The following is a 20,078-nucleotide window of genomic DNA, read 5'->3' as shown; positions in this document are numbered from 1 at the left end:
GTTTATTCAGTTCCTTCTAACAGCCGCTGTGTAAGCGGGGCATAACCCGCTCCGGCCAGTTGCAACTGAACCCGGGAACTGCGCAGATAATCTGCCAGTTGCATTGCAGCTAATCCGGCATCGCCTGTACCTGTGACAGCAAGTTGCTGAATAATCGGTGTGTAGTCATCTGGCACTGATTTGCAAACCAGTTGATAAGAGACACACTGAGAAGCTGCGATTAACGCCACATCCACATTGCCGGTTTGCCAAAACTGCAACGTTTGCTGAATGTTCGTGCCTCGAATCAGTCCGGGAGCCAGTGCTTCCCATAGCCCCGCTTGCTCGAGTAATTGTCTGGCAGCGCGGCCATAAGGCGCAATCTCTGGCTCGGCAATGGCAAGCCTGATATCCGCTGTCAATAAACGCGGATCGGTTATGCCATCCACATCGCCTACTAATGCCAGATGGCCAATCGCATAAGTTGCTACTGCAGACTCGTTTACCCTGCCAGAAGCAATCAGTGCCTGTGGACGTTTACTGTCTGCTGATAAGAACAAATCATAGGGAGCTCCATGTTGAATTTGCGCAAATAATGCGCCGCTTGAACCAACACTCACCCTGACGCTGATACCAGAGACAGCCTCAAACTCGGGTAACAGCTGTTGCAAAGGCGCCGCAAAATTGGCCGCCACTGCCACATTAATAGTTTGCCCGGCCAACGCAGAGTTAACCATACTAATGATGCAAAGTATGGCAACCGTCAGCTTGAATAATTGATGCATGGCAGGTTAGTTGTCCTCTTCGTCGGCCAGCCAACGCATTGCGGCGTCATGGTCGGTACCTTTAGCGGCCACCCAGTTTGATGTATCGCCCGTCCATTCTTTTTTCCAGATAGGCACCGATTGTTTGAGCATATCCATCATGTACGACGCCCCACTAAAGGCATCCTGTCGATGCGCCGCACAAGTGCCAACCCAGACAATTTGCGCCTGATTTGGCAACCTCCCTACCCGGTGCACTATGCCGCCATTGGTAAGCTGAAAACGGGCCATTGCCTGCTTAAGTAATTGCTGCAGAGCGGACTCAGTCATCCCCGGGTAATACTCCAGCTCGATACCGTCGATGGCACCTTCGGCGTTATAGTCTCTCACCCGGCCGGTAAAGGTGACCACGGCGCCTGACTGACTGGCTTTATTATGTTCACACAGTTCGTCATACAATGCCTGTTGACTAAAATCGTCTTCACTGACCCGTGCAAACATTCTAACCTCCTGTAACCGGCGGGAAGAAGGCCACTTCATCGCCCTCAGACACGGCCATGCTGCCGTCGCATAACGTCTGATTGCACGCGCAGAGCACGTTAACCGATAGGGCTTCCTGCCACTCTGGACCTCTGGCTATTAACGCTTGACGCACGCCTTCAATGGTCGCATCAGCCGGTACCGCCATATCCAACGATTCGGTGCCGGTAACTTCCCGGATCTGAGCGAAAAACTTAATCTTCATCACGACTCCACTGACCGCTCTTACCGCCCTGCTTATGCAACACTCGCACATTGGTTACTATCATAGCCGGATCCACCGCTTTGCACATATCAAACAGGGTCAATAGCGCCACATTAACGCCAGTCAGCGCTTCCATTTCCACGCCGGTCTGGCCATTCAGCTTGCACCGACAACGGGTAATAATGCGATTTTTCTGCCCGTCCAGAGTAAACTCGATATCCACTTTACTCAGCGCTAAGGGATGACATAACGGGATCAGGCTGGCGCATTGTTTTGCCCCCTGAATACCGGCAATTCTGGCCACTGCCAGCACGTCGCCCTTGGCAGCACTGTTGTTTTTAACCTGCGCCAGCGCCTCGGCACTTAAGTGTAATTCCCCTTCAGCGATAGCTTCACGGGTAGTCACCGCTTTATCGCTGACATCCACCATGTTGGCTTCGCCCTGTTGGTTCACATGTGATAATTGCATAACTAGTGATCGCCCTTTAAATGGCCAACAAAGTTACATGGCTTAAAACTGGCATCCAATTGTGAACGAATAATACCTTGCCAGGCCGTTTTGCATGCCCCGGTTGAGCCAGGCAGGCAGAAGATTACAGTACGGTTAGCAAAGCCGGCCAGCGCCCGTGACTGAATGGTCGAGGTACCAATTTCCTGATAGCTCAGGTAACGGAACAACTCGCCAAAGCCGTCGACCGTTTTATCAAACAAAACGCTAAGCGCCTCAGGTGTTGAATCCCTGCCGGTAAATCCGGTACCGCCGGTCACCAGAATGGCTTCCACCGCAGGGTCGGCAATCCATGCCGATACGATAGCCCGTTGCTGATAAATATCATCAATAACCAGTTTGCGGTCGGCCACACGATGGCCAGCGTCAGTAACGGCCTCAACCAGATACTGACCAGATGTATCGGTATCGAGTGTGCGGGTGTCTGATACAGTTAAAATAGCAATTGCCAGTGATTCAGAAGCGGTAGTCATGATGATCCTTAAAAATCTGCTGCGACAGGACTGTCGAATTGGTACATTATGCGTTGAAATATAACAGGATAAAAGTCTAACCATGGCAGATACGCTAAGCTATCCCCAGGCGGTCACTTATAATCGCCATATTGTGCTGCCCCAGATTGACCTGGCAGGCCAGGAAGCACTACTCAATGCCCGGGTGCTGATCATCGGTATCGGCGGGCTGGGTTGTCCGGCTGCGCAACTGTTATGCAGCAGTGGCACAGGTCAGCTTACCCTGGTCGACGATGATAAGGTAGAAGCGTCCAACCTGCCCAGGCAGCTACTGTTTAACCGCGCTCAGGTCGGCCAGTTTAAAGTACACGCCGCCCGCGACAGGTTACACGAACTCAACCCCGATTGCCGCATCAATACTGTTACCACAAGACTTGACGATGAAGCACTTCAACGAACCATTAACGAGCATGATCTGGTGCTGGACTGCACCGATAATGCGGCCAGTCGCCAGCAAATAAATGCCATGTGTTACGCGCAGCAGCGTCCGCTGGTAAGTGGTGCGGCCATTCGTTTTGAAGGTCAGTTACTGGTGGTTGATCCGCTTAACCACAGCCCTTGTTATCAGTGCATTTCCCGGCTGTTCAGCGAACAAGAGCTGTCCTGTGTGGAAGCTGGTATTTTTGCACCAGTAGTCGCCACCATAGGCACTCAACAAGCACACATTGCCTTGCTATGGCTCATCGGCAAGCAGGTTTTACCCGCTGGCCAGCTACTCACTTACGACGGCCTGTCGCTCAGCTGGCAACAATTTACGGTGCCTGCCGATCCGCAGTGCACGGTTTGCCAACACACTAAAATAACCAAATAAAGAATCGTTATGCTCAATCAGGTAAATAAACAACATATCAAGGTCGCCCAGAATGCATCAGGCCGTAGCATGAATGTGCCGGTCTATCGCATTAAAGGGCAGCGGCCGGGGCCGAAAGTGTACATCCAAAGCTCTATTCACGGCGCCGAAGTTCAGGGTAACGTAGTGATCTATCACCTTATTCAGTGGCTGCAGGCGATGCCCATTTGCGGCGAAATTGTGCTGGTACCCAACTGTAATCCGGTGGGCACCAACATTAAAGCCGGAGAATATACCCTTGGCCGGTTTGATCCGGTCAATGGGACAAACTGGAACCGGGGTTATTATTACGATCCCGATCAGATAGCAGCCTTTGTTAACACGGTTACAGCAGAAGAATCGGTGACCTCAGTCAAACAGCGCTTTCGGGATCATTTGCGCACTGCCATCGCCAGTAAGCTCGCCAGCCCCTGGGGGCTGGGCCTTGCTCAGCAGCTTAATCTGCGGTTACAACAGTTGGCTCTGGATGCCGATTTTGTGCTGGATTTACATAACGGGCCGGTTTCAACCCGCCACATTTATATTCCGGAGTATGCCCGCGAAAGCGCAAAAGCGTTTAACTTTCCTCATTGTATATTTATCCCCAACGTCTTTGCCGGGGCCCTGGATGAAGCCACTTTTTGCCCCTGGTGGACCCTGACCGACGCCCTCAATAAACGGGATAACCGTGATATCGATTTTGGCATTGAGGCGTTTACGCTGGAAATGGGCAGTCAGGAAGTAATTGATTTTACCGAGGGTGAAATTGATGCCCGCAGCATTATCAGTTATCTCACCGTGAAAGGCTTATTACCCGAAAGTCAGGTTAAGCCGGCGGCCATGGATCGCATTGGCGTAACGCTAAAAGATTATAAAACTCTGTTCACCCGTTGGGGAGGCATGGTGGAATATTGTGCTCAGCCCGGTCAGCACATAAAACAGGGCGAGTTACTGGCCCGCGTGCTGAACATCGACGAACTGGATAATGATAAAGGCAGTCATGACATCCACGCCCCCTGCGATCTGATCCCCATGCTGCATTTTCCTTCAGCATCGGTGCTCAGTGGTACCCAGCTGTACAAATGTTTCACCGAGTATGATTACCTCACCCGGCAACAGGACGCATAAAAAGAGGGCCAAACAGCCCTCTTCTGATATACATGAAATCACTTGTTCAGATTGGCGAGCCCGGTGGCAAAGGCTTCACTTTGAAGTCCATCTGCCAGTCGCCGGTATCAAGGTAATGGTCCAGGTAATGCTCCAGTGCCCGGTAGCCCGGCACTTCATCTTCATCTTCCAGCCACTCTGTCAGCGTCATCAGTTCTGCGGTAATCGCCAGCTTCACTTCCGGTGACGTGGCTTCATTTTGCAGCGACTGCATGACGCTTTGTAACGCAACCATTTGCAAGCGGGCCACCAGATTATCACTCGGTTCAGGCTGACGATAAAAATGCACTGAGAAAATTTTACGGATCAAATCATCAACACCAGGAATACTGGTCTGGCGGCTGTGTTGATAAGCCAGGCGATTTAATCGCTCAGGGTGTAACAGTAGTGCCAGGCTGAACGCCGCAGCGCTTTCCGCAGCGGAGATCGGATCGAACACCCGGCCTAATCGGCCATTGAACTGTTCGCGGGTTTCTGCTTCTTCAAAGATCGGCGGTGTTATGAGAGTTAACAGACGCTCCGGCATTTTAAGCACCTCCACGCTCGACGCATCAATTAAACGCATCATCGCCTCAACCTGGGTTTCTGAGGGGACCAACTTAACCCCCATGGGCTTATCGAGATCGCCTTTATTCTCATAGAAGTAGTGTACTCCACCCACCTGTTTGGCCACGGCTTCAAGCTGGTAACGGTGCAACAGATACACCGGCACCAGTGCATTTTCCAATGACGACAGGCTGCGTCCTGCAGCAATAGTATTGAGGCCCATATTGGCCAGTGCAATATCACGAACCTGCAGCAAGTGATCGTATTCAGCCAGCGGGTTAGCTCCGTTATCCCACATATGGCCATCGGATGACCCGTGACGGGATGCTCTGGCATCAGCGTCAGACTTATATTTCAGTCCGGCCTCACGAGCTTCCACTACCATTGCCTGCAGGGCTTCTGCACTATCTGTGCCCTCCGTAAAGTCCTGATAACCGTAAGCAATGACATAATTATCCCATTCTCCCATGCCGGTATCATAGGCATTAGCCAACGATAGCTGATTGCCTTTAATCTCAATTTTGGGGTGCGGATAATCCATCACTGATTCACGGCCATTTTCGCTGGCGGCGAAGTTGTGGGCGATGCCCAGCGTATGGCCAACCTCATGAGCAGCCAACTGACGAATGCGTGCCAGCGCCATTTCTTTTTGCTCTTTGGTTGTCTCGCTGTTACCGCTAAACGGACTGGTTAACCCCAGCGCTATGAGGTAATCCTGGCGTACCCGCAGTGAGCCAAGGGTGACGTGACCTTTGATGATTTCACCGGTGCGCGGATCCACTACAGACGAGCCGTAAGACCAACCACGAGTGGCTCTGTGTACCCAGTTGATTACGTTGTAACGCACATCCATTGGGTCAGCACCTTCCGGTAATACTTTTACCTGAAACGCATTTTTATATCCGGCCGCAGTAAACGCCTGATCCCACCAGCTTGCGCCTTCGCGTAAGGCACTCATTACGGGCTCCGGGATCCCAGGGTCGAGGTAATAAACAATCGGCTCAACGGCTTCACTGACCATTGCAGCGGGATCTTTTTTGGCCAGCCGGTGACGGCGAATATAGGCTTGCTCCAAAGGTTCAGTAATGGGCGCAGAATAATCCTGCCAACTGTGTTTCCAGTAGCCGGAAAACGGGTGGAATTCACGCGGCTCATAGCCGTCATCGGGCAAGGCGATAAAAGAATGGTGCATGTGCACACTGACACTGTCGGCATCCGGTGTGACCTGACGTAAATACGTACCGGTCCCTTTGCCACCAAAGGTAACCAGTGCTTCCAATTCCGTATTTAAAGGGAACGCTTTGGTGCGGGGCAGATACACGCCACTGCGTTGCGGGTCAGCTTTAAAACTGCCTTGCTGACGGCTTTTTAAACGTTCTGCCACGCCGTGAATATCGCTCAGTAACTGACTGGTATAGTCAATTAATACGCTGTCATCATCACTGGCAACAATCGTGAAGCCAGCGATAACCGAATCGGCAAACGCTTCATCGATACTGGCTCGTTCGGCCGGGTTATCGGCACTTGCCCGGTACTCGGTATTCAGTTGCTTGAGCAGTAGCTTATTGCCGTAACGCTCAAACTGCACCAGGCGCGTGGCACCCAGTTGCCCACGATCCAGGCCAATATCATTGGAGCCCACGCCATGGGGCAGACTAGACTGGAATAACAGTGGGTCATCGAGCGCCTCGATTTGCAGGTAAACCTTATCGTCTTCACTGCTGTAGTACACGGGAATAAATCCCGCTTGCTTTTGCATATCTTTGGTAAAGGATGCGATGGTCTTCGCCCATACAGGCGAAACGACCATCAGCGCCAGGCTGGCTAGCAGAATATAAACGCGCAAAGGATTCCCTCCGGTTTTTTACATTTTTATCAGTGTTTTCTTGACTATTACGCTACCCAAACCAGAGGCATAAATCCAGTCACGACTGACCAAACCGCCATAACCGCCGACCAATCACGCATGGAGTTTGTTGATTTATCGCAAACAATAAGATGCCGTTCAACCAGTTGTGATCTGGCTTGATCTGTATCAAGGAGCTATTTGCCGCCTGTCGTTACTCTGCTCTGCGATACGCTACACTTAGCATTGTTAACTGACACAGAGAAAGCATGGGTCTTAATTTTCAACAACATGATTTTACAGACACCCAACGTGCACTGTTCGACCAACGGGTGCAGGCACAACTGTGCGAAGTTAAACACGAGCTCAGTCGGGACTGCTACAACCGCGACGAAGTCAGTCTCGGTGCGGAGTTAGAGTTTTATCTGGTTAATCGGCAGTTCAACCCGGCGCCTATCAATGAAGCCATTCTCGGTAAAGCCCGTATCGATGGTCTCCAGGAAGAGTTAAATCAATACAACCTGGAGTTTAATCTTGAGCCGGTCAATGCAACTGGCAAACCCTTCTCCCAGCTTCAACAACAGTTAGACAAAGCCAGCCGGGTGGTCGACCAAACCGCCAGTCTTTTCGATGGGCACGCCATGGCAATTGGCATACTACCTACCCTGGCCGGCAGTCATTTAACCGAAGACTACCTTACCAACCGGCCCCGTTATAAAGCGCTCACCCAGGAGCTCAGCGAACAGCGTGGCGCGCCATTCGACATTGATATTCATGGCCAGGATGTGGTGAGAACGACCTGTGATGATGTCACGCTGGAAGGCGCTAACACCTCTTTTCAACTACATCACCGCATCGCTCACAGCCGGTTTACCGATTGCTATAACACCGCCCAGCTTATCTCGCCGTTGGTGCTGGCTCTGGCCGGAAACTCGCCCTTCTTTATGGGCAAACGACTATGGCAGGAAACCCGTATTGCGCTGTTTAAACAAGCTATCGATTACCGCGATACCCAGGCGACCCAATGGCGTCAGCCAGCCAGGGTAAGCTATGGTCACGGCTGGTTACGCAACGGTATCATTGATTGTCTGACCGAAAGCGTTGCCCTTTACCCGGCGGTGTTGCCTGTGATCTCAGAGCGGTTAATCGGGGCCAGCAAACTTTTTGCCGAACTCAATTTACATCACGGTACCGTATGGAGCTGGAACCGTGCAGTGTTCGAACCGGGTGAAAACGGTCATGTTCGGATTGAATACCGCAGTCTGCCAGCCGGCCCAACCAATCAGGATATGCTTGCCAATGCCGCCTTACAGATTGGACTGGTTGAGGCACTGTCGGAGCACATTGAAGAGTATTTACAGCGCCTGCCTTTTCGCTATACCGAATATAACTTTTACCGCTGTGCCCAGTCCGGCCTGAATGCACAAATTCTGTGGCCACAAAAGCATCAGCATCAGCTGAAGGAATATAAGGTCACCGCAATTTTGTCAGATTTAATTGGCAACGCAGACGATGGACTGGCAAAAATCGGGGTCAGCCGCGAAGAGCGGGATCATTACCTTGGTATTATCGAGCATCGCCTGGCCGCACGGCAAACCGGCGCCCTGTGGCAGTTAAACACCTATAAAACCTTAATGAATCAATATTCTGAATCAAAAGTACTTGGCGAACTGTGTCGCCGGTACTATCAACTGAGCCACAGTGGTCAACCTGTGGCCTATTGGGAGTAGCAATGGGAACCGCCAGATTAGCCACACCTGCTCTGCCCGGCTTTAAAATACTGCATGCGCCGACACCACAACAAATCCCTGACTCCAGCGTCAGCTTTCTGCAGATGCTGGGCGGACCGGCGATTATCTTTGTGCCCGGCAGAACCCGCCGGAAACGAGCGATCACAACCCTGTTACACGGTAACGAACCGTCCGGCTTTCAAGCCTTACACCGCTTGTTGAAAGAAGGCTTTAAACCCTATGCCGATACCACCTTTATTGTGGTTTCAGTGGATGCCGCCCTGCATGAGCCTATGTTCACCCACCGGGCGTTGCCGGAAAACCGTGATATTAACCGTTGTTTCAAGCCACCCTATACCGATACGCAGGGTATACTGGCCAAACAGATACTGGATTATCTGGTGGATTTAGCCCCCGAAGCCATAGTTGATGTACATAATACCTCCGGCAGCGGACCAGCTTTCAGCGTCTCCACCCGACTGGGTACCGAGTATACAGCCCTGGCTTCGCACTTTACCCGGTGGTTTATCCATACCGACATTGAGCTAGGCTCGCTGATGGAAGTGCCTTTTTGCTGTCCCATCGTTACCATCGAATCCGGTGGTGCCATGGATGAGCTGGCTACCTTAAATGCCTACAACGGCTTACGTTCTTACCTGATGGCTGAGGATGTCTTTGCCCCGCGTCAGGATATAGAGCTGCTCGAACAGCCCAAACGTCTGGAGATTCATCGTCATGCCACACTGGCTTATGCAGAACGGCCAGTATTCGGCGCCAATGTCACCATCCGCCAGGATATTGAACAACGTAATTTTGGCATTACCCGGCCAGGAGAGGTATTAGGCTGGCTCGATCATGCTCGCTTAGAACATTTCAGGCTGTCAGGCCAGCAACCACAGGAGTTCCTGAGCGACTATTTTTGTGCCGATAACAGCGAACTCACCGTCACCCGCCCGTTGAAATTTTTTATGGTTACCACGCGTAGTGACATCGCCAAATCCGATTGCTTGCTGTATTTCGTGGATATCAATAATCAACTGACCACGTCCAAACGACAGCAGCACCTCAGTGAGGTGCCACTTAGCGATTAACGCCAATAGCCTCAGCAAGTAGCTGTGGCAAGCCCGTTTTGCGCTGCTGACGGCGGGCCACCACGTCCTGCAAAATCGCCTGGGTGGTCACCAGCACTGCGCCGGTTTTCGCCCGGGTCAGGCCGGTATACACCAGCTCACGGCTGTACAGGCTGGCAGCCTGACGGGAAGGCGCTTCCGGCACCAACAATAATAACCGGTCAAATTCGGAACCCTGAGATTTATGAATAGTCATCACATACACGGTTTCATGCTGGGGCAAGCGCATAATTGGTATTGCCCGGAATAGACCATCTTGCCCCGCGAACCAGGCTTTTAGCACTCCACGTTGATCTGGCCAAATTAAGCCGATGTCGCCGTTGTACAGGCGCTGGCCATGATGGTTTTCGGTGATCATGATTGGCCGGCCTTGATAGAAGCCGCGGGTATCGCCTGGCGACAATAAGCGTTCAATGCGCTGATTAAGCGCCAACGCCCCCCACTCTCCATGCCTGAATGGTGTTAGCCAGCGTCCGGCCTGCAAATGACTCATTGCTACAGGCAGTGAATCAGCCTGACTAATGGCCCCAAACCAGTTTACTGCCAGTTGATTAAAATGGTTATCCAGCGCGTTAAAACTGCTGGTAGCTACGCCTTCAACATCGTGCATCTGGCTGGCTTCCAGTGCTTTTAACTGAGGCCACACCGCATCAATCTGGCCGATATTCATGGCGCTGGCCACCTCAGCCAACTGACCACTGAAGCGCTGCGCCACGCGCAGGGCGAAATGCATGGCCACCGGCCTGTTGTCAGCGCAGACGGTTAGCGGCGGTAAATGCGGGCACAACCGGGCAAACTGCTGCGCAGAAGCTTCATCAACACCGCCCGATGAATCACTATCCGCTAAGTCAGACTCCAGCGCGGCAATAATATCGCCCAGAACATTTCCCGCCTCTACCGACGGTAACTGTTTCGGGTCGCCCACCAGGATCACCCGGGTATGCGGTGCCAGTGCCCTGAACAGGCGGGTCATTAAGGCGAGATCGATCATTGAGCTTTCGTCGACAATGATCACATCCGCCGGCAGCGGGTTATGCTGAGTAAACCGGCTTTGAATCCCCCAACGCGGCATGCCCAGTAACCGGTGCAGCGTCATGGCGGGCTGTTGTATGGCGGCGCTGTACTGCGATAGTGTCGGATGACCGGCGAATTGTGCCAGGGCGGCATCCACTGATTCAGTGAGTCGTTGGGCTGCTTTACCGGTAGGTGCTGTGAGCACCACATTTAATGTGCCCCGCCAGGCCACCTGCAACGCCATCAGTATGCGAGCGACGGTATAGGTTTTACCGGTGCCTGGGCCGCCCGATAACATGGCAAAAGAGCGGTTGATACACAGTGCGGTAGCCACCTGTTGCCAGTCCTGTTGAACACTTTGCTGGACTGGGTACAAACTTGGCCAGGCTTGCAATAACGCCGCCATCTGCTCTTCAGTTAATGGTTCTGGTGTGCTGCGCGCCGCAATGCTCGCAACCAGTTGCTGCTCGAATTGCCAATAGCGGGCGGTGTACAGGCGTCCGTTATACCAATGCAGCCGCCCGGCCATCCCAGGGTGTTTAACCAACGCTTGGGCTTGCGATAGCAACTCATCCTGCTGAGCAAATATAAATCCGCTATCGGGCTCATCACTATGGGCAAAATAGTGCTCACCGGCCAGCTCGCTCACTACCAGACAGCTGTTGCCCATCCGTTGGGCCCGACTGAGCGCCAGCAATAAACAAAAGTCGGTGTCATTTTCGCTGCCGATGAGTGCGCTAAGCTCCCGGGCAAAGAAGTAATCAATGGCTTCAATATCCGCCAGGCGCGCGGTACATAAGGAATAACTGGCAAACATCACAGAGCCTCCTGCATCACGTTACCGGTTAGCGCCAGTTCCATTTCGCCGATCAAATCCGCGGATAATGGATGGAAAAACACCCCGGTGCCGGGCGGAAAAGCGCCAGACATACCGCGCAGGTAAAAATACGCCACGCCACCAAAATGGGTGTCCGGATCATAGTTCTCAATACGCTGAACTAAAAAGCGGTGTAGTGCCACACTGTAAATCAGATACTGTAAATCGTAGTAGTGCTGCTGGTTGTTTTGGTTAAGTTTGTACGGTTGATAATCGTCGGGGCTGTCACCCAGCATGGTTGACTTATAGTCAGCCACAAAATAGCGGCCATCCACACAAAAAATCAAGTCGATAAAACCATGCATCATGCCCTCCAACCTGACGCCTTCAAGCACCGCGGGTAAGGCTTCAGCGCCATGAGACCGGCGATGTTGCTGTAAAATCCGGCCAACGGCGCGGCGATCAGCGTTATGCAGAGGAAAATAAAACTCCGCTTCGCGCAGGGTATCGACCATGGCTAAATCAGCCAGTTTCACTGTACCAGCCCCGGTGAGTTCAAGGGGCGTTGTCAGCACCTCGTCGAGCCAGCTAAACAGTGCGTCACACTCGGCTTCGTCTATGCCATAGCGACGGGCAACTGCAGTACCGGTTTCCGCCCAGTCCGGCGCACTGAAATCAGTCACTTCCAGTATGTCATGTAATAAATTACCGCTTTGGGCACCCGCTTTAAGCTGAAAACGCAGCGCTTCACTCTTTGCGGTCTCTGGCAACGTATTGTTCTCTGCCGCCACCGCTTCTGCCTCACGATGGCGGAATGCGGTGTGCACCGCCTGACGGGTAATCGCTGAGAACGAGTACAGTCGCCAGTTATCTTCCAGGGTCCGTTCAAAGGTTGCGCATTTAAGTTTAACCGCATCAATTTGCGCCGCCGGCAAGGCCTCCTCAGACACCTCACTAATCAGTGCGGTATGACCGTCGCCTTCCTGTATCAGTGCTTCTATAGCACTACGCCAATCATCAAAATCCGCCCGGCGCATCATTTGTCCCAACGCCGACTGGTCGCTGAGCTTATCTTCCCCCACGCCCAGATAACAACGGTGAGAAGCCCGGGTGATGGCCACATACAATAAACGCATAGATTCCGCTTCCCCTTCGCGCCGCACCCGCATCAATACATCCGGGGCTGCGCCAAGCGCCATTTGCTGCGCGGCGCTGTGCGGATCGTAATAGCGCAACACCTCTGACTGACTGTTACCAAACTTCACGGGGTCTCGGTATTCACTGGCAAAAGGCACAAACACAATGGGGTACTCCAGGCCTTTTGAACCGTGCTGGGTGACTATCTGGATCAGCCGGGCATCACTTTCGAGTCGTTGAATGTGTTCCTGTGCCTGCTCTGGCTGACGCACCTGACGGTGCAACCAGTTAAGTAAATGACCGGGTTGGTTATAAGTTCTGGCAGTCTCTTCGAGCACTTCAGCGAGATGCTGATAATTGGTCAGGCTACGTTCAGCCTCTTGTTGGTGCGGAAGATAACTGTTTTGCAGCATGGCCAGCAGCAGTGCCATGACGCCACGCCGGGTCCAGATTTCTCGCCACTGGGCTATCTGTAATAACAGTGCATCCCAGTCACTGGCGTATTCATCGGTGAGCAGCGTCTGGATCTGCTGGCGGTCGAGCCCCAATAACGGACTGGCGATAATCCCGTTGACCAGACGCAAATCATGGGCGTGCCAGATAGCATTCAGTACCATAAGCGTATCAGCCGCTTCCGCGCTGGCAAACAGGCTGTTGCGGTTCGACAGATACACTGAGGGCAAGCCCACCGTCTTTAAAGCATTCTGGACAATCGTGGCTTCTTTGCCGGTTTGTACCAGAATTGCAATGTCGGCGGGCTGTACATTACGCTCCCCAAGCTGCGCCTGAGCCAGCAAACGTACCACTTCTCTGGTGAGTAATTCTGCCAGGCGCTGGCGGGTAGCGCCTTTACTGTTACTGGCGTCTTCGTCGGGTTCATCGGCGATAAATGTCAGCGCGCTTCGGTCTGATGCAGCATCTTTAAGTGGCGTCTTAGCCGCTTTGGCGCCACTACTGGCATTTACCGGCTCATAAGTGATGCCAAAATTAAACAGGTCACGGCGCTCCTGATTCATTGCAGCGCCCCAGAATAACCGGTTGTAGGCATCAACCATGGGCTTTACCGACCGCCAGTTGGTATCCATTACCCAGCGATACTCTGCCTGCTCTGCGGCCTGCAAATAGGTAAAAATATCGCCGCCACGAAAACCATAAATGGCCTGCTTAGGGTCGCCGATCATCAACAAGGTGGTCGTCCCCTGAGGCAGGACATCCTGGCCGGGATACACATTAGCCAGAATGTGATACTGATCGGCATCGGTATCCTGAAACTCATCCACCAGTGCTACCGGATAGCGCTGGCGCAGTTGCACACACAGCGGTGAATCCGGGGTGTCTATTTGAGCGGCCAACAGGCGGATCAGATCGTTAAAGTCCACCGTACTTAACCGTTGCTTTTGTTTGCTGACATAATCACGCACAAACGCTACCGCCTCACAAACCACCGCATATACCGGCGCTTTCTCAAGTAACGCCTGGCGCGATTTAGCCAGTTTATCGAACGCTTTGGTTAAGTCGGTACGCAAGGTTTTAGCCGGTTCAACCAGGGCTTTCGCCTCGGCAATGCCCTCGCGCTTGGCACGGTAGCGATTGCCGTTGATAAACTTACCTAACTCTTCGGGGATCGCGGTTAACGGGCCGTTTTGCAGCCAGTCCAGGATCACCTGCCATTCTCTGGCCCGTTCTGCATCCTTACCAATAACGGCAGTTAAAAACAGCGCTTCATTATTCATCAATGCGGTATGCAGCGCTTTGGCCTGTGGCTGATATTGCTCAGCCAGGTTAACCAGGGCCGCATCGAACTGTTCATTAATTTGTCGTTCCGTTGCAATGTGCGGTGGGTTAGCAAACTCCATTAACGGCAGAAAATCACGCAACAGCTGCTCAGGCGTATGCCAGCCATGACTAGCTAACTGCGCAAAGGCTGCCTCATCGCGGCTGACTTTACGGATAAAATCTTCACAACCTTGTAAATACATCGCCCGGGTATCGGTCGCCAGGGCCAGCTCCAGCGGTGCAGCAGAGGTAAACGCCATGTCGGATAGCACGTTATTGCAGAAACTGTGAATGGTAAATACCGCCGCATCATCCAGCTCCAGCAGTGCCGCCTGCAATAAGGCCAATGCCTCCTCGGCAGCAAGTCGCTGGTAAAGTACGTCGAGCACCGGGTCCGATTCAAAGGGCTCATTGCAGTTGCGGGCCTGCCAGTATGCCAGAGCGTCACGCAGCGTGGCAGCTATACGTCCGCGAATTTCTTCGGTAGCGGCTTTGGTAAAGGTCATCACCAGAATGTGTTGCACGGTGAGCCGTTGTTCAAGCAGGCAGCGTAAGTAAATCCGCGTAATATTAAAGGTTTTGCCGGTACCTGCGGAGGCCTCAATAAGATGGCGTCCGCTAAGGGGCAGATTAATGACATCCAGATGCTGTGTGGTCATTGTCTTCCCCTTTTAAAGTTGCTCAAAAAAACGCAGTAGAGGTCGGCCAACTGCTCTAACGGCAGTTGCGAAGCTGACGGAATATAGTTGTAAAACCAGTTAAAATATCCGTTACTGCCTAGCTTGCTGTAGGGGTTGTTGCTGTCGGTGATATCATCCCAGCGTTTGGTAATTTCTTTACTCTCATACCAGTCATCACTGTCGGTGTTCATGCCGGCATATTTGTAAAATGCTTCGGCCACCGCCAGGTAGAGCAAACTCGGCCCTGCTTCTATTTGCTTCATTGCGTCAATAAACCTGTGCAACTGTGCAGTGGCCTCATCTGCCGTTAAAGGTTGATAGGTTTCTGATTTCAGTGCCAGTGGCTGTTTCTTCCAGTCGATATAATGCAGGGTCAGTGGCAACGTAGCACCCTGGCTATTGGCAATCAGCATGGTCAGCCAAGCCGTTAAACTACGCCTTATCTGATGCTGTCCGACATGATAAGTTACCAGGGTCTCATCCTGTTGATAACAGGTAGCATACAATTGCCATTCATTTAAACTCACCCGGCACGCTAACAGGTGCTCTTCACCACCGGGCACTGCCTGGTTGAGCAGGGTTGCAGCCTCCTGCCAGGCAGCCACCTCTGCACGGGTGATGGGGGTATCAGGCAACTCACCGCTTAACAAAAACGTCGCCGTGAGCTGGTCAGCACTGGTATGTGCCGAGTTGGTCACCAGTTCATCCACATACTGATAGCGACTGAGCGTATTGGTTTCAAAGGGCTCACTGTCTTCTAACAGACGGTTATCGAGTTCCAGTCTGAGGCCCAGCTGTCTGGCCAGCCAGGCCAGCGGATCATCAAAACAGCGGGCCATGTCGTTAGCACTGAGTTGGCGGGTCTGATGGCGGGTAGCCGACACCTCAATGACGCTGTCGGTTTCTTCATTCTGCAGGCCAGCAATGGATTGCGCCAGTCGGTACCACCCTTTGCTGTAGGCGGGCCGCGCGCTGTTAAACACCGCCGGACTAAACGGGTGCAGAGGCAATTGTCGCACCGCTTCTGAGGGCCAGCTGTAGGCTTGACCAAGAAAGTCCATTAATTCCTGCAGTACCAGACTGGGCTGTCGCTCTGCATTATTTAATGCACTGCGCCCCTGAAAACTCAGATAAAGTGATTGACGGGCTGAAATCAATGCTTCCAAAAACAGGTAGCGGTCTTCCTGACGGCGGGAGCGATCGCCCAGGCGTCCGGGATGACGCGCCATGATATTGATACTGCCCGGTGGGTTACTGCGCGGGAAATCCCCGTCATTGAGGCCTAAAATGCCAATCACGCTAAATGGAATGCTCCGCATAGGCAGCATGGAACAGAAAGTAACCTGTCCAGTCATAAAATGATTACCGGCATCCGGGGTCGCGAAACGTTTGGTTAAAACATCGCGCACTTCAGCCAGGCTCAGCACGCCGGTAAAACCGGCTTGCTGGCATTGCAAGGCTAAATCGGCAATGGTTTTACCTATACTCTCCCAACTGTCGATATCGTCATTGCCCGGGATAAAGCAATCTTCCCGCAGGGTGTTTAAATAGACCTGCCAGTCGTCAGCAGTTCGCGGCCGGGCCAGCTCACGATTGTGGATCTGCAGTTGCTCTACAACCAGCATCAGCCTGCCCAGTTCAATACTTTCCTGCCCTTCTACGTCTGGTACTGTTACACAGTTGTCCAGCAATAACGTGGCATCTTCGCTAATCATTCCCAGCAACAATCGCTGTAAGCCCCAGTGCCAGCTGAACATGTCACTGTCGATGGCAGACACGGTAACTTCAGCTTTATGCCTACCGTCCAGCCCCCAGTGGATATTCGCCCGCTCCAGCCAGTACTCGATGACGGTGAGACTCTGTTCGGTCAGGCTGAATTTGCGTTGCAACGGCGGCAGACTCAGGTATTCAAGAATTTGCGTAACACTGAAACGGCTGTCGGGTAATGATAATAGCGACAAAAATGCCGCCACCAACGGATCGGCATCCAGTGGCGAACGATCGGCGATGGTACAGGGCAGTCTTGGCGAGGCATCATCATCACTATTGACCGTGCCCACTCTGGCAAAGACCGCTTCGATAGCCGGCGCGTACTCTTCAATGGCCGGGCACATCACCAGAATGTCCCGCGGTTGTAGTGCAGGCTCTTCAGATAACCGGTGCAACAAATAATCGTGCAGTGACTGCACCTCGCGCAGCGTACTGTGAGCAGAATTAATCAGGATGCTGTCATCCCCGGGTGTCCAGCGAAAATCCACTCCGCCATTACTTGCTTCAAGAATGTCATGCTGTACCTGACTTAACATCGACGTCTGAGATGACTGTTCATCCGGGGCAGGCATATCGAAGGCGCTGATCTCGTAGCTTTGCAGTTCGGTAAGCTGATTAAACAGATCCCGCCCCTGTCGGCCCAGGTTCGCCAGCAAAGGATTTTCCTGCGACTGTTCTAGCCAGGCCGTAATACCCTCTTCACGGAGCAATCGTGCCTGTTCACCACGACTGGCGAGATTGCCCCAGTAGTTAACACAGGGGTTTAAATGAAACAGGTGCACATCCACCCATTGCGCCAGCGCATCTAAAAAAGTCACGAACTGCGGCGCCATAGTGTTAATGGCAAACAGAATAATGCGTTTCGGTAACGCTTTACGCACGGTCTGGGATGGCTGTTGCAGGGCCGTTACCATTTGCTCGTGTAAACGCGCCGGGTGAGCAGGCGTATCGCTCACCAAGAGTCGCCAGATATGGGCCTGCCAGACTTCATCGGCGTCTTCTGCCACTACCTGCTGATGTTGCTCCCAGGCCAGTAACCAGTCAGGCCGGTATAACAGATATTGCTCGAGTAAATCAGCCAGAGCCACTGCCAGTTGCAGGGTTTGTAAATGGCCGCTGCCATTGGCCTGACTTTTATCCAGAAACTGTAACACCCGCGACATCGCAGGGTGACCCAGTTGCTCAGACTGGGTAAGCAAGCCGTAGATCCGCCAGCGCAGGGTTTCCCGCCGAAACGGTGACTCGCGGGGCACTGCATCGGGCCCGAGCACCGCTCTGGCGGTATCCCACATAAAGCGGACCGGTAAAGGATAGTCAATATTCATGGCAATACCACGACTGGCGGCCAGTTCCATACTTAACCAGTGTTGCATGCCGGGGCTCTCTACCAGGATCACGTCCGGACTCAGACCTGCTGCGGGTTGACGGTCGAGTAAAGTGGCCAGCAAAAAGCTTAAATGTTCGAGTTTATTTGACGGATAAAGAGTGAGCACAGCGTCGGTGTTCCTGTTACCGAATGAACGCCTAGTATGCACTTTAAGGATGAATTTAGAAATATGCGGAAAAATTAACTGGCCAAAATATGCGCAATGGGCTATATTAACGCGCAACAGAATTTGGACATAAAAAAACCCATACAGACCTCAGGACACGAAAAATCTGTATGGGGAAGGTTACGGGCCTTATTCTGACAACTTTGAGCCGGCGTTGCCTGGCACCGGCCAAAGTTAGCGCCAGAATCCAGCGCAGTTAACAAACATGGCATTGCAGAATAAATGCCAACATTTAAAAATTAAAAAAAATCAAACGCTTACGAATTTTACCCAAATCGTATAAATTCTAATGTTTCCTCATATTGGTGCACGCGCTCATTAAAAGTGCATCTACATTGCGCTTTTGCGGCATGAAATAATGATTTTGCCTTCTCGAGCGTTCATCCCGCTTATCCGCCGTGATAGACTAGCCGCCTGTTTGTCAGGACTACAATCGATGCTGGCCATTGCGCATTGCCGCTCCGCCAGGAACCCCAAATTTAGGTAAATTATGCTTACTCAACAACAATTAAACACCATGTTGTCGCTGCAGAATAAAATGAACTGCAAAGTAAACCCACAATGGTTAACCGCCGGATATGGTTATTTACGCGCCGCAATGGTGGAGTCGGTAGAGGCAATCGAACACCATGGCTGGAAATGGTGGAAAGCACAACACAAAGATCTTCCACAACTGCAAATGGAACTGGTTGATATCTGGCACTTTGCCCTGTCGGCCAGCATTATTGATTACAGTGGCGATGTTGAAGCAACGGCTCATGCACTGGCGGCCCAGCTCGCTCAGCAAGCCGAGCCCATGGTCACCTTTGACGGTAAAGACTATGCCATAGAGCAGCAAGCGTTACTCGATAACCTGGAATTAATGGCTGGTCTGTGTGCCGCAAAACGATTCAGCGTACCATTGTTTATGTATATTGTTGAACAGTGCGAAATGACCGGTGATGAACTCTACCGTCAGTATGTCGGTAAAAACGTGCTGAATTTTTTTCGTCAGGATCATGGTTACAAAACCGGTACCTATCAAAAAACCTGGCAGGGCCGTGAAGATAATGAGCATCTGGTGGATGTGCTTGATGCACTTGATATCAACGACCCTGATTATGCCGATGAGGTTTATCAGGGCTTACAACAGCGTTACCCCTCCTGAATACTGGCACCATACTCTTGGCGGGTATGGTGCATTCCCTTTTACTTAGCGGTAGTTTTCCGCGACGCGCTCATAACGCTGGCAAGCGGCGGTCGTTTCTTCACCATTAAGCAAGTCATCGCAGCCCTTTTCCGCCATGGAGTTCAGGCACGCCGTTGCCGGTTCAACGATTTCGTGATTTTCTCCCATTGTCGAGATAGACATGTATTGCTTGCACAACTCCCCCATCATATTATCAAGCATCGCTTCCATAGCCGGCGGTAAATCTTCGCTGGCGGCCATTTCCTGCTGCAGGCAGACCTTACTTTTTTCACAGAGCTTTTTGGCGGCCGCATTTAATGCCGCAAGATCAGCCTGTGCCCCGGCGGTAAAGCCTGATAATAAACATCCTAAAAACAATCCTTTGCTGCGTGTCATACTATCTCCTT

15 protein-coding genes are annotated in these 20,078 nt (G+C 52.2%); 5 read left to right on the top strand and 10 right to left on the bottom strand.

From position 1 onward, the window contains the following. Positions 1-2: 2 nt before the first annotated feature. Genes modA through moaB form a run of 5 tightly spaced genes read right to left on the bottom strand, consistent with a single transcriptional unit; the run spans position 3 to position 2,469 of the window. On the bottom strand, positions 3-764 hold the full coding sequence (modA, locus tag AC2T0J_RS16730; RefSeq protein WP_489806906.1) for a molybdate ABC transporter substrate-binding protein: 762 nt from the start codon (positions 762-764) through the stop codon (positions 3-5). A 6-nt stretch (positions 765-770) separates the two neighbouring features. Next, on the bottom strand, positions 771-1,244 hold the full coding sequence (locus AC2T0J_RS16725) for a molybdenum cofactor biosynthesis protein MoaE (protein WP_489806905.1): 474 nt from the start codon (positions 1,242-1,244) through the stop codon (positions 771-773). 1 nt (position 1,245) lies between these two features. Continuing rightward, positions 1,246-1,488, bottom strand: coding sequence for a molybdopterin converting factor subunit 1 (gene moaD / locus AC2T0J_RS16720; protein ID WP_489806904.1), 243 nt, complete (start codon positions 1,486-1,488; stop codon positions 1,246-1,248). Beyond that, complete coding sequence (gene moaC / locus AC2T0J_RS16715) at positions 1,478-1,957, bottom strand: cyclic pyranopterin monophosphate synthase MoaC (RefSeq protein ID WP_489806903.1); 480 nt, start codon at positions 1,955-1,957, stop codon at positions 1,478-1,480. Before moaC ends, moaD begins: the two co-directional genes overlap by 11 nt. A gap of 2 nt (positions 1,958-1,959) precedes the next feature. After that, positions 1,960-2,469, bottom strand: a complete 510-nt coding sequence (gene moaB / locus AC2T0J_RS16710) for a molybdenum cofactor biosynthesis protein B (RefSeq protein ID WP_489806902.1) — start codon at positions 2,467-2,469, stop codon at positions 1,960-1,962. A gap of 82 nt (positions 2,470-2,551) precedes the next feature. Between moaB and moeB the strand changes: the two genes are divergently transcribed. Both moeB and AC2T0J_RS16700 read left to right on the top strand, forming a co-directional pair. Continuing rightward, a complete protein-coding gene (moeB, locus tag AC2T0J_RS16705) occupies positions 2,552-3,319 on the top strand; it encodes a molybdopterin-synthase adenylyltransferase MoeB (protein ID WP_489806901.1) in 768 nt (255 codons plus the stop codon). A gap of 9 nt (positions 3,320-3,328) precedes the next feature. Continuing rightward, on the top strand, positions 3,329-4,465 hold the full coding sequence (locus tag AC2T0J_RS16700; RefSeq protein ID WP_489806900.1) for a M14 family metallopeptidase: 1,137 nt from the start codon (positions 3,329-3,331) through the stop codon (positions 4,463-4,465). A gap of 46 nt (positions 4,466-4,511) precedes the next feature. Here AC2T0J_RS16700 and AC2T0J_RS16695 read toward each other — a convergent pair whose 3' ends face one another. Further along, positions 4,512-6,860 carry a zinc-dependent metalloprotease gene (locus tag AC2T0J_RS16695; RefSeq protein ID WP_489810356.1) on the bottom strand — a complete coding sequence of 783 codons (2,349 nt, stop codon included), beginning with the start codon at positions 6,858-6,860 and terminating at the stop codon, positions 4,512-4,514. A 305-nt stretch (positions 6,861-7,165) separates the two neighbouring features. Between AC2T0J_RS16695 and AC2T0J_RS16690 the strand changes: the two genes are divergently transcribed. Together AC2T0J_RS16690 and AC2T0J_RS16685 are read left to right on the top strand one after the other, a co-directional pair. After that, entirely contained in the window at positions 7,166-8,626 is a 1,461-nt protein-coding gene (locus AC2T0J_RS16690) for a glutamate-cysteine ligase family protein (RefSeq protein ID WP_489806899.1), read from the top strand. A 2-nt stretch (positions 8,627-8,628) separates the two neighbouring features. Continuing rightward, complete coding sequence (locus AC2T0J_RS16685) at positions 8,629-9,717, top strand: M14 family metallopeptidase (RefSeq protein WP_489806898.1); 1,089 nt, start codon at positions 8,629-8,631, stop codon at positions 9,715-9,717. On the opposite strand, the gene recD is transcribed toward AC2T0J_RS16685, so the two are convergent. The 3 genes from recD to recC are packed head-to-tail and all read right to left on the bottom strand — an operon-like array spanning position 9,707 to position 18,443. Then, on the bottom strand, positions 9,707-11,587 hold the full coding sequence (gene recD / locus AC2T0J_RS16680; protein WP_489810355.1) for an exodeoxyribonuclease V subunit alpha: 1,881 nt from the start codon (positions 11,585-11,587) through the stop codon (positions 9,707-9,709). The two genes, AC2T0J_RS16685 and recD, sit on opposite strands and share 11 nt — an antisense overlap. Beyond that, a complete protein-coding gene (recB, locus tag AC2T0J_RS16675) occupies positions 11,587-15,159 on the bottom strand; it encodes an exodeoxyribonuclease V subunit beta (RefSeq protein ID WP_489806897.1) in 3,573 nt (1,190 codons plus the stop codon). Before recB ends, recD begins: the two co-directional genes overlap by 1 nt. Beyond that, positions 15,156-18,443, bottom strand: coding sequence for an exodeoxyribonuclease V subunit gamma (recC, locus tag AC2T0J_RS16670; protein WP_489806896.1), 3,288 nt, complete (start codon positions 18,441-18,443; stop codon positions 15,156-15,158). The genes recB and recC overlap by 4 nt, the downstream gene beginning before the upstream one ends. A 550-nt stretch (positions 18,444-18,993) precedes the next feature. Here recC and AC2T0J_RS16665 point away from each other — a divergent pair. Further along, complete coding sequence (locus tag AC2T0J_RS16665) at positions 18,994-19,650, top strand: dUTP diphosphatase (RefSeq protein ID WP_489806895.1); 657 nt, start codon at positions 18,994-18,996, stop codon at positions 19,648-19,650. Positions 19,651-19,695: 45 nt separating this feature from the next. Here AC2T0J_RS16665 and AC2T0J_RS16660 read toward each other — a convergent pair whose 3' ends face one another. Continuing rightward, positions 19,696-20,067, bottom strand: a complete 372-nt coding sequence (locus AC2T0J_RS16660) for a hypothetical protein (RefSeq protein WP_489806894.1) — start codon at positions 20,065-20,067, stop codon at positions 19,696-19,698. Positions 20,068-20,078 lie beyond the last annotated feature (11 nt).

It is taken from the genome of Alteromonas sp. ISO5, assembly GCF_058105165.1.
Note: the sequence above shows the minus strand (reverse complement) of the source record. Positions and strands in the feature narration are given on the sequence as shown.

Bases quoted from the DNA above. Each gene is read 5' to 3' on its own strand.
- AC2T0J_RS16690 (WP_489806899.1), top strand. From the start codon at position 7,166: ATGGGTCTTAATTTTCAACAACATGATTTTACAGACACCCAACGTGCA.
- moaC (WP_489806903.1), bottom strand. From the start codon at position 1,957: ATGCAATTATCACATGTGAACCAACAGGGCGAAGCCAACATGGTGGAT.
- AC2T0J_RS16685 (WP_489806898.1), top strand. From the start codon at position 8,629: ATGGGAACCGCCAGATTAGCCACACCTGCTCTGCCCGGCTTTAAAATA.
- AC2T0J_RS16695 (WP_489810356.1), bottom strand. From the start codon at position 6,860: ATGGTCGTTTCGCCTGTATGGGCGAAGACCATCGCATCCTTTACCAAA.
- recB (WP_489806897.1), bottom strand. From the start codon at position 15,159: ATGACCACACAGCATCTGGATGTCATTAATCTGCCCCTTAGCGGACGC.
- moaD (WP_489806904.1), bottom strand. From the start codon at position 1,488: ATGAAGATTAAGTTTTTCGCTCAGATCCGGGAAGTTACCGGCACCGAA.
- recD (WP_489810355.1), bottom strand. From the start codon at position 11,587: ATGTTTGCCAGTTATTCCTTATGTACCGCGCGCCTGGCGGATATTGAA.
- AC2T0J_RS16700 (WP_489806900.1), top strand. From the start codon at position 3,329: ATGCTCAATCAGGTAAATAAACAACATATCAAGGTCGCCCAGAATGCA.
- AC2T0J_RS16660 (WP_489806894.1), bottom strand. From the start codon at position 20,067: ATGACACGCAGCAAAGGATTGTTTTTAGGATGTTTATTATCAGGCTTT.
- AC2T0J_RS16725 (WP_489806905.1), bottom strand. From the start codon at position 1,244: ATGTTTGCACGGGTCAGTGAAGACGATTTTAGTCAACAGGCATTGTAT.
- moaB (WP_489806902.1), bottom strand. From the start codon at position 2,469: ATGACTACCGCTTCTGAATCACTGGCAATTGCTATTTTAACTGTATCA.
- modA (WP_489806906.1), bottom strand. From the start codon at position 764: ATGCATCAATTATTCAAGCTGACGGTTGCCATACTTTGCATCATTAGT.
- moeB (WP_489806901.1), top strand. From the start codon at position 2,552: ATGGCAGATACGCTAAGCTATCCCCAGGCGGTCACTTATAATCGCCAT.
- AC2T0J_RS16665 (WP_489806895.1), top strand. From the start codon at position 18,994: ATGCTTACTCAACAACAATTAAACACCATGTTGTCGCTGCAGAATAAA.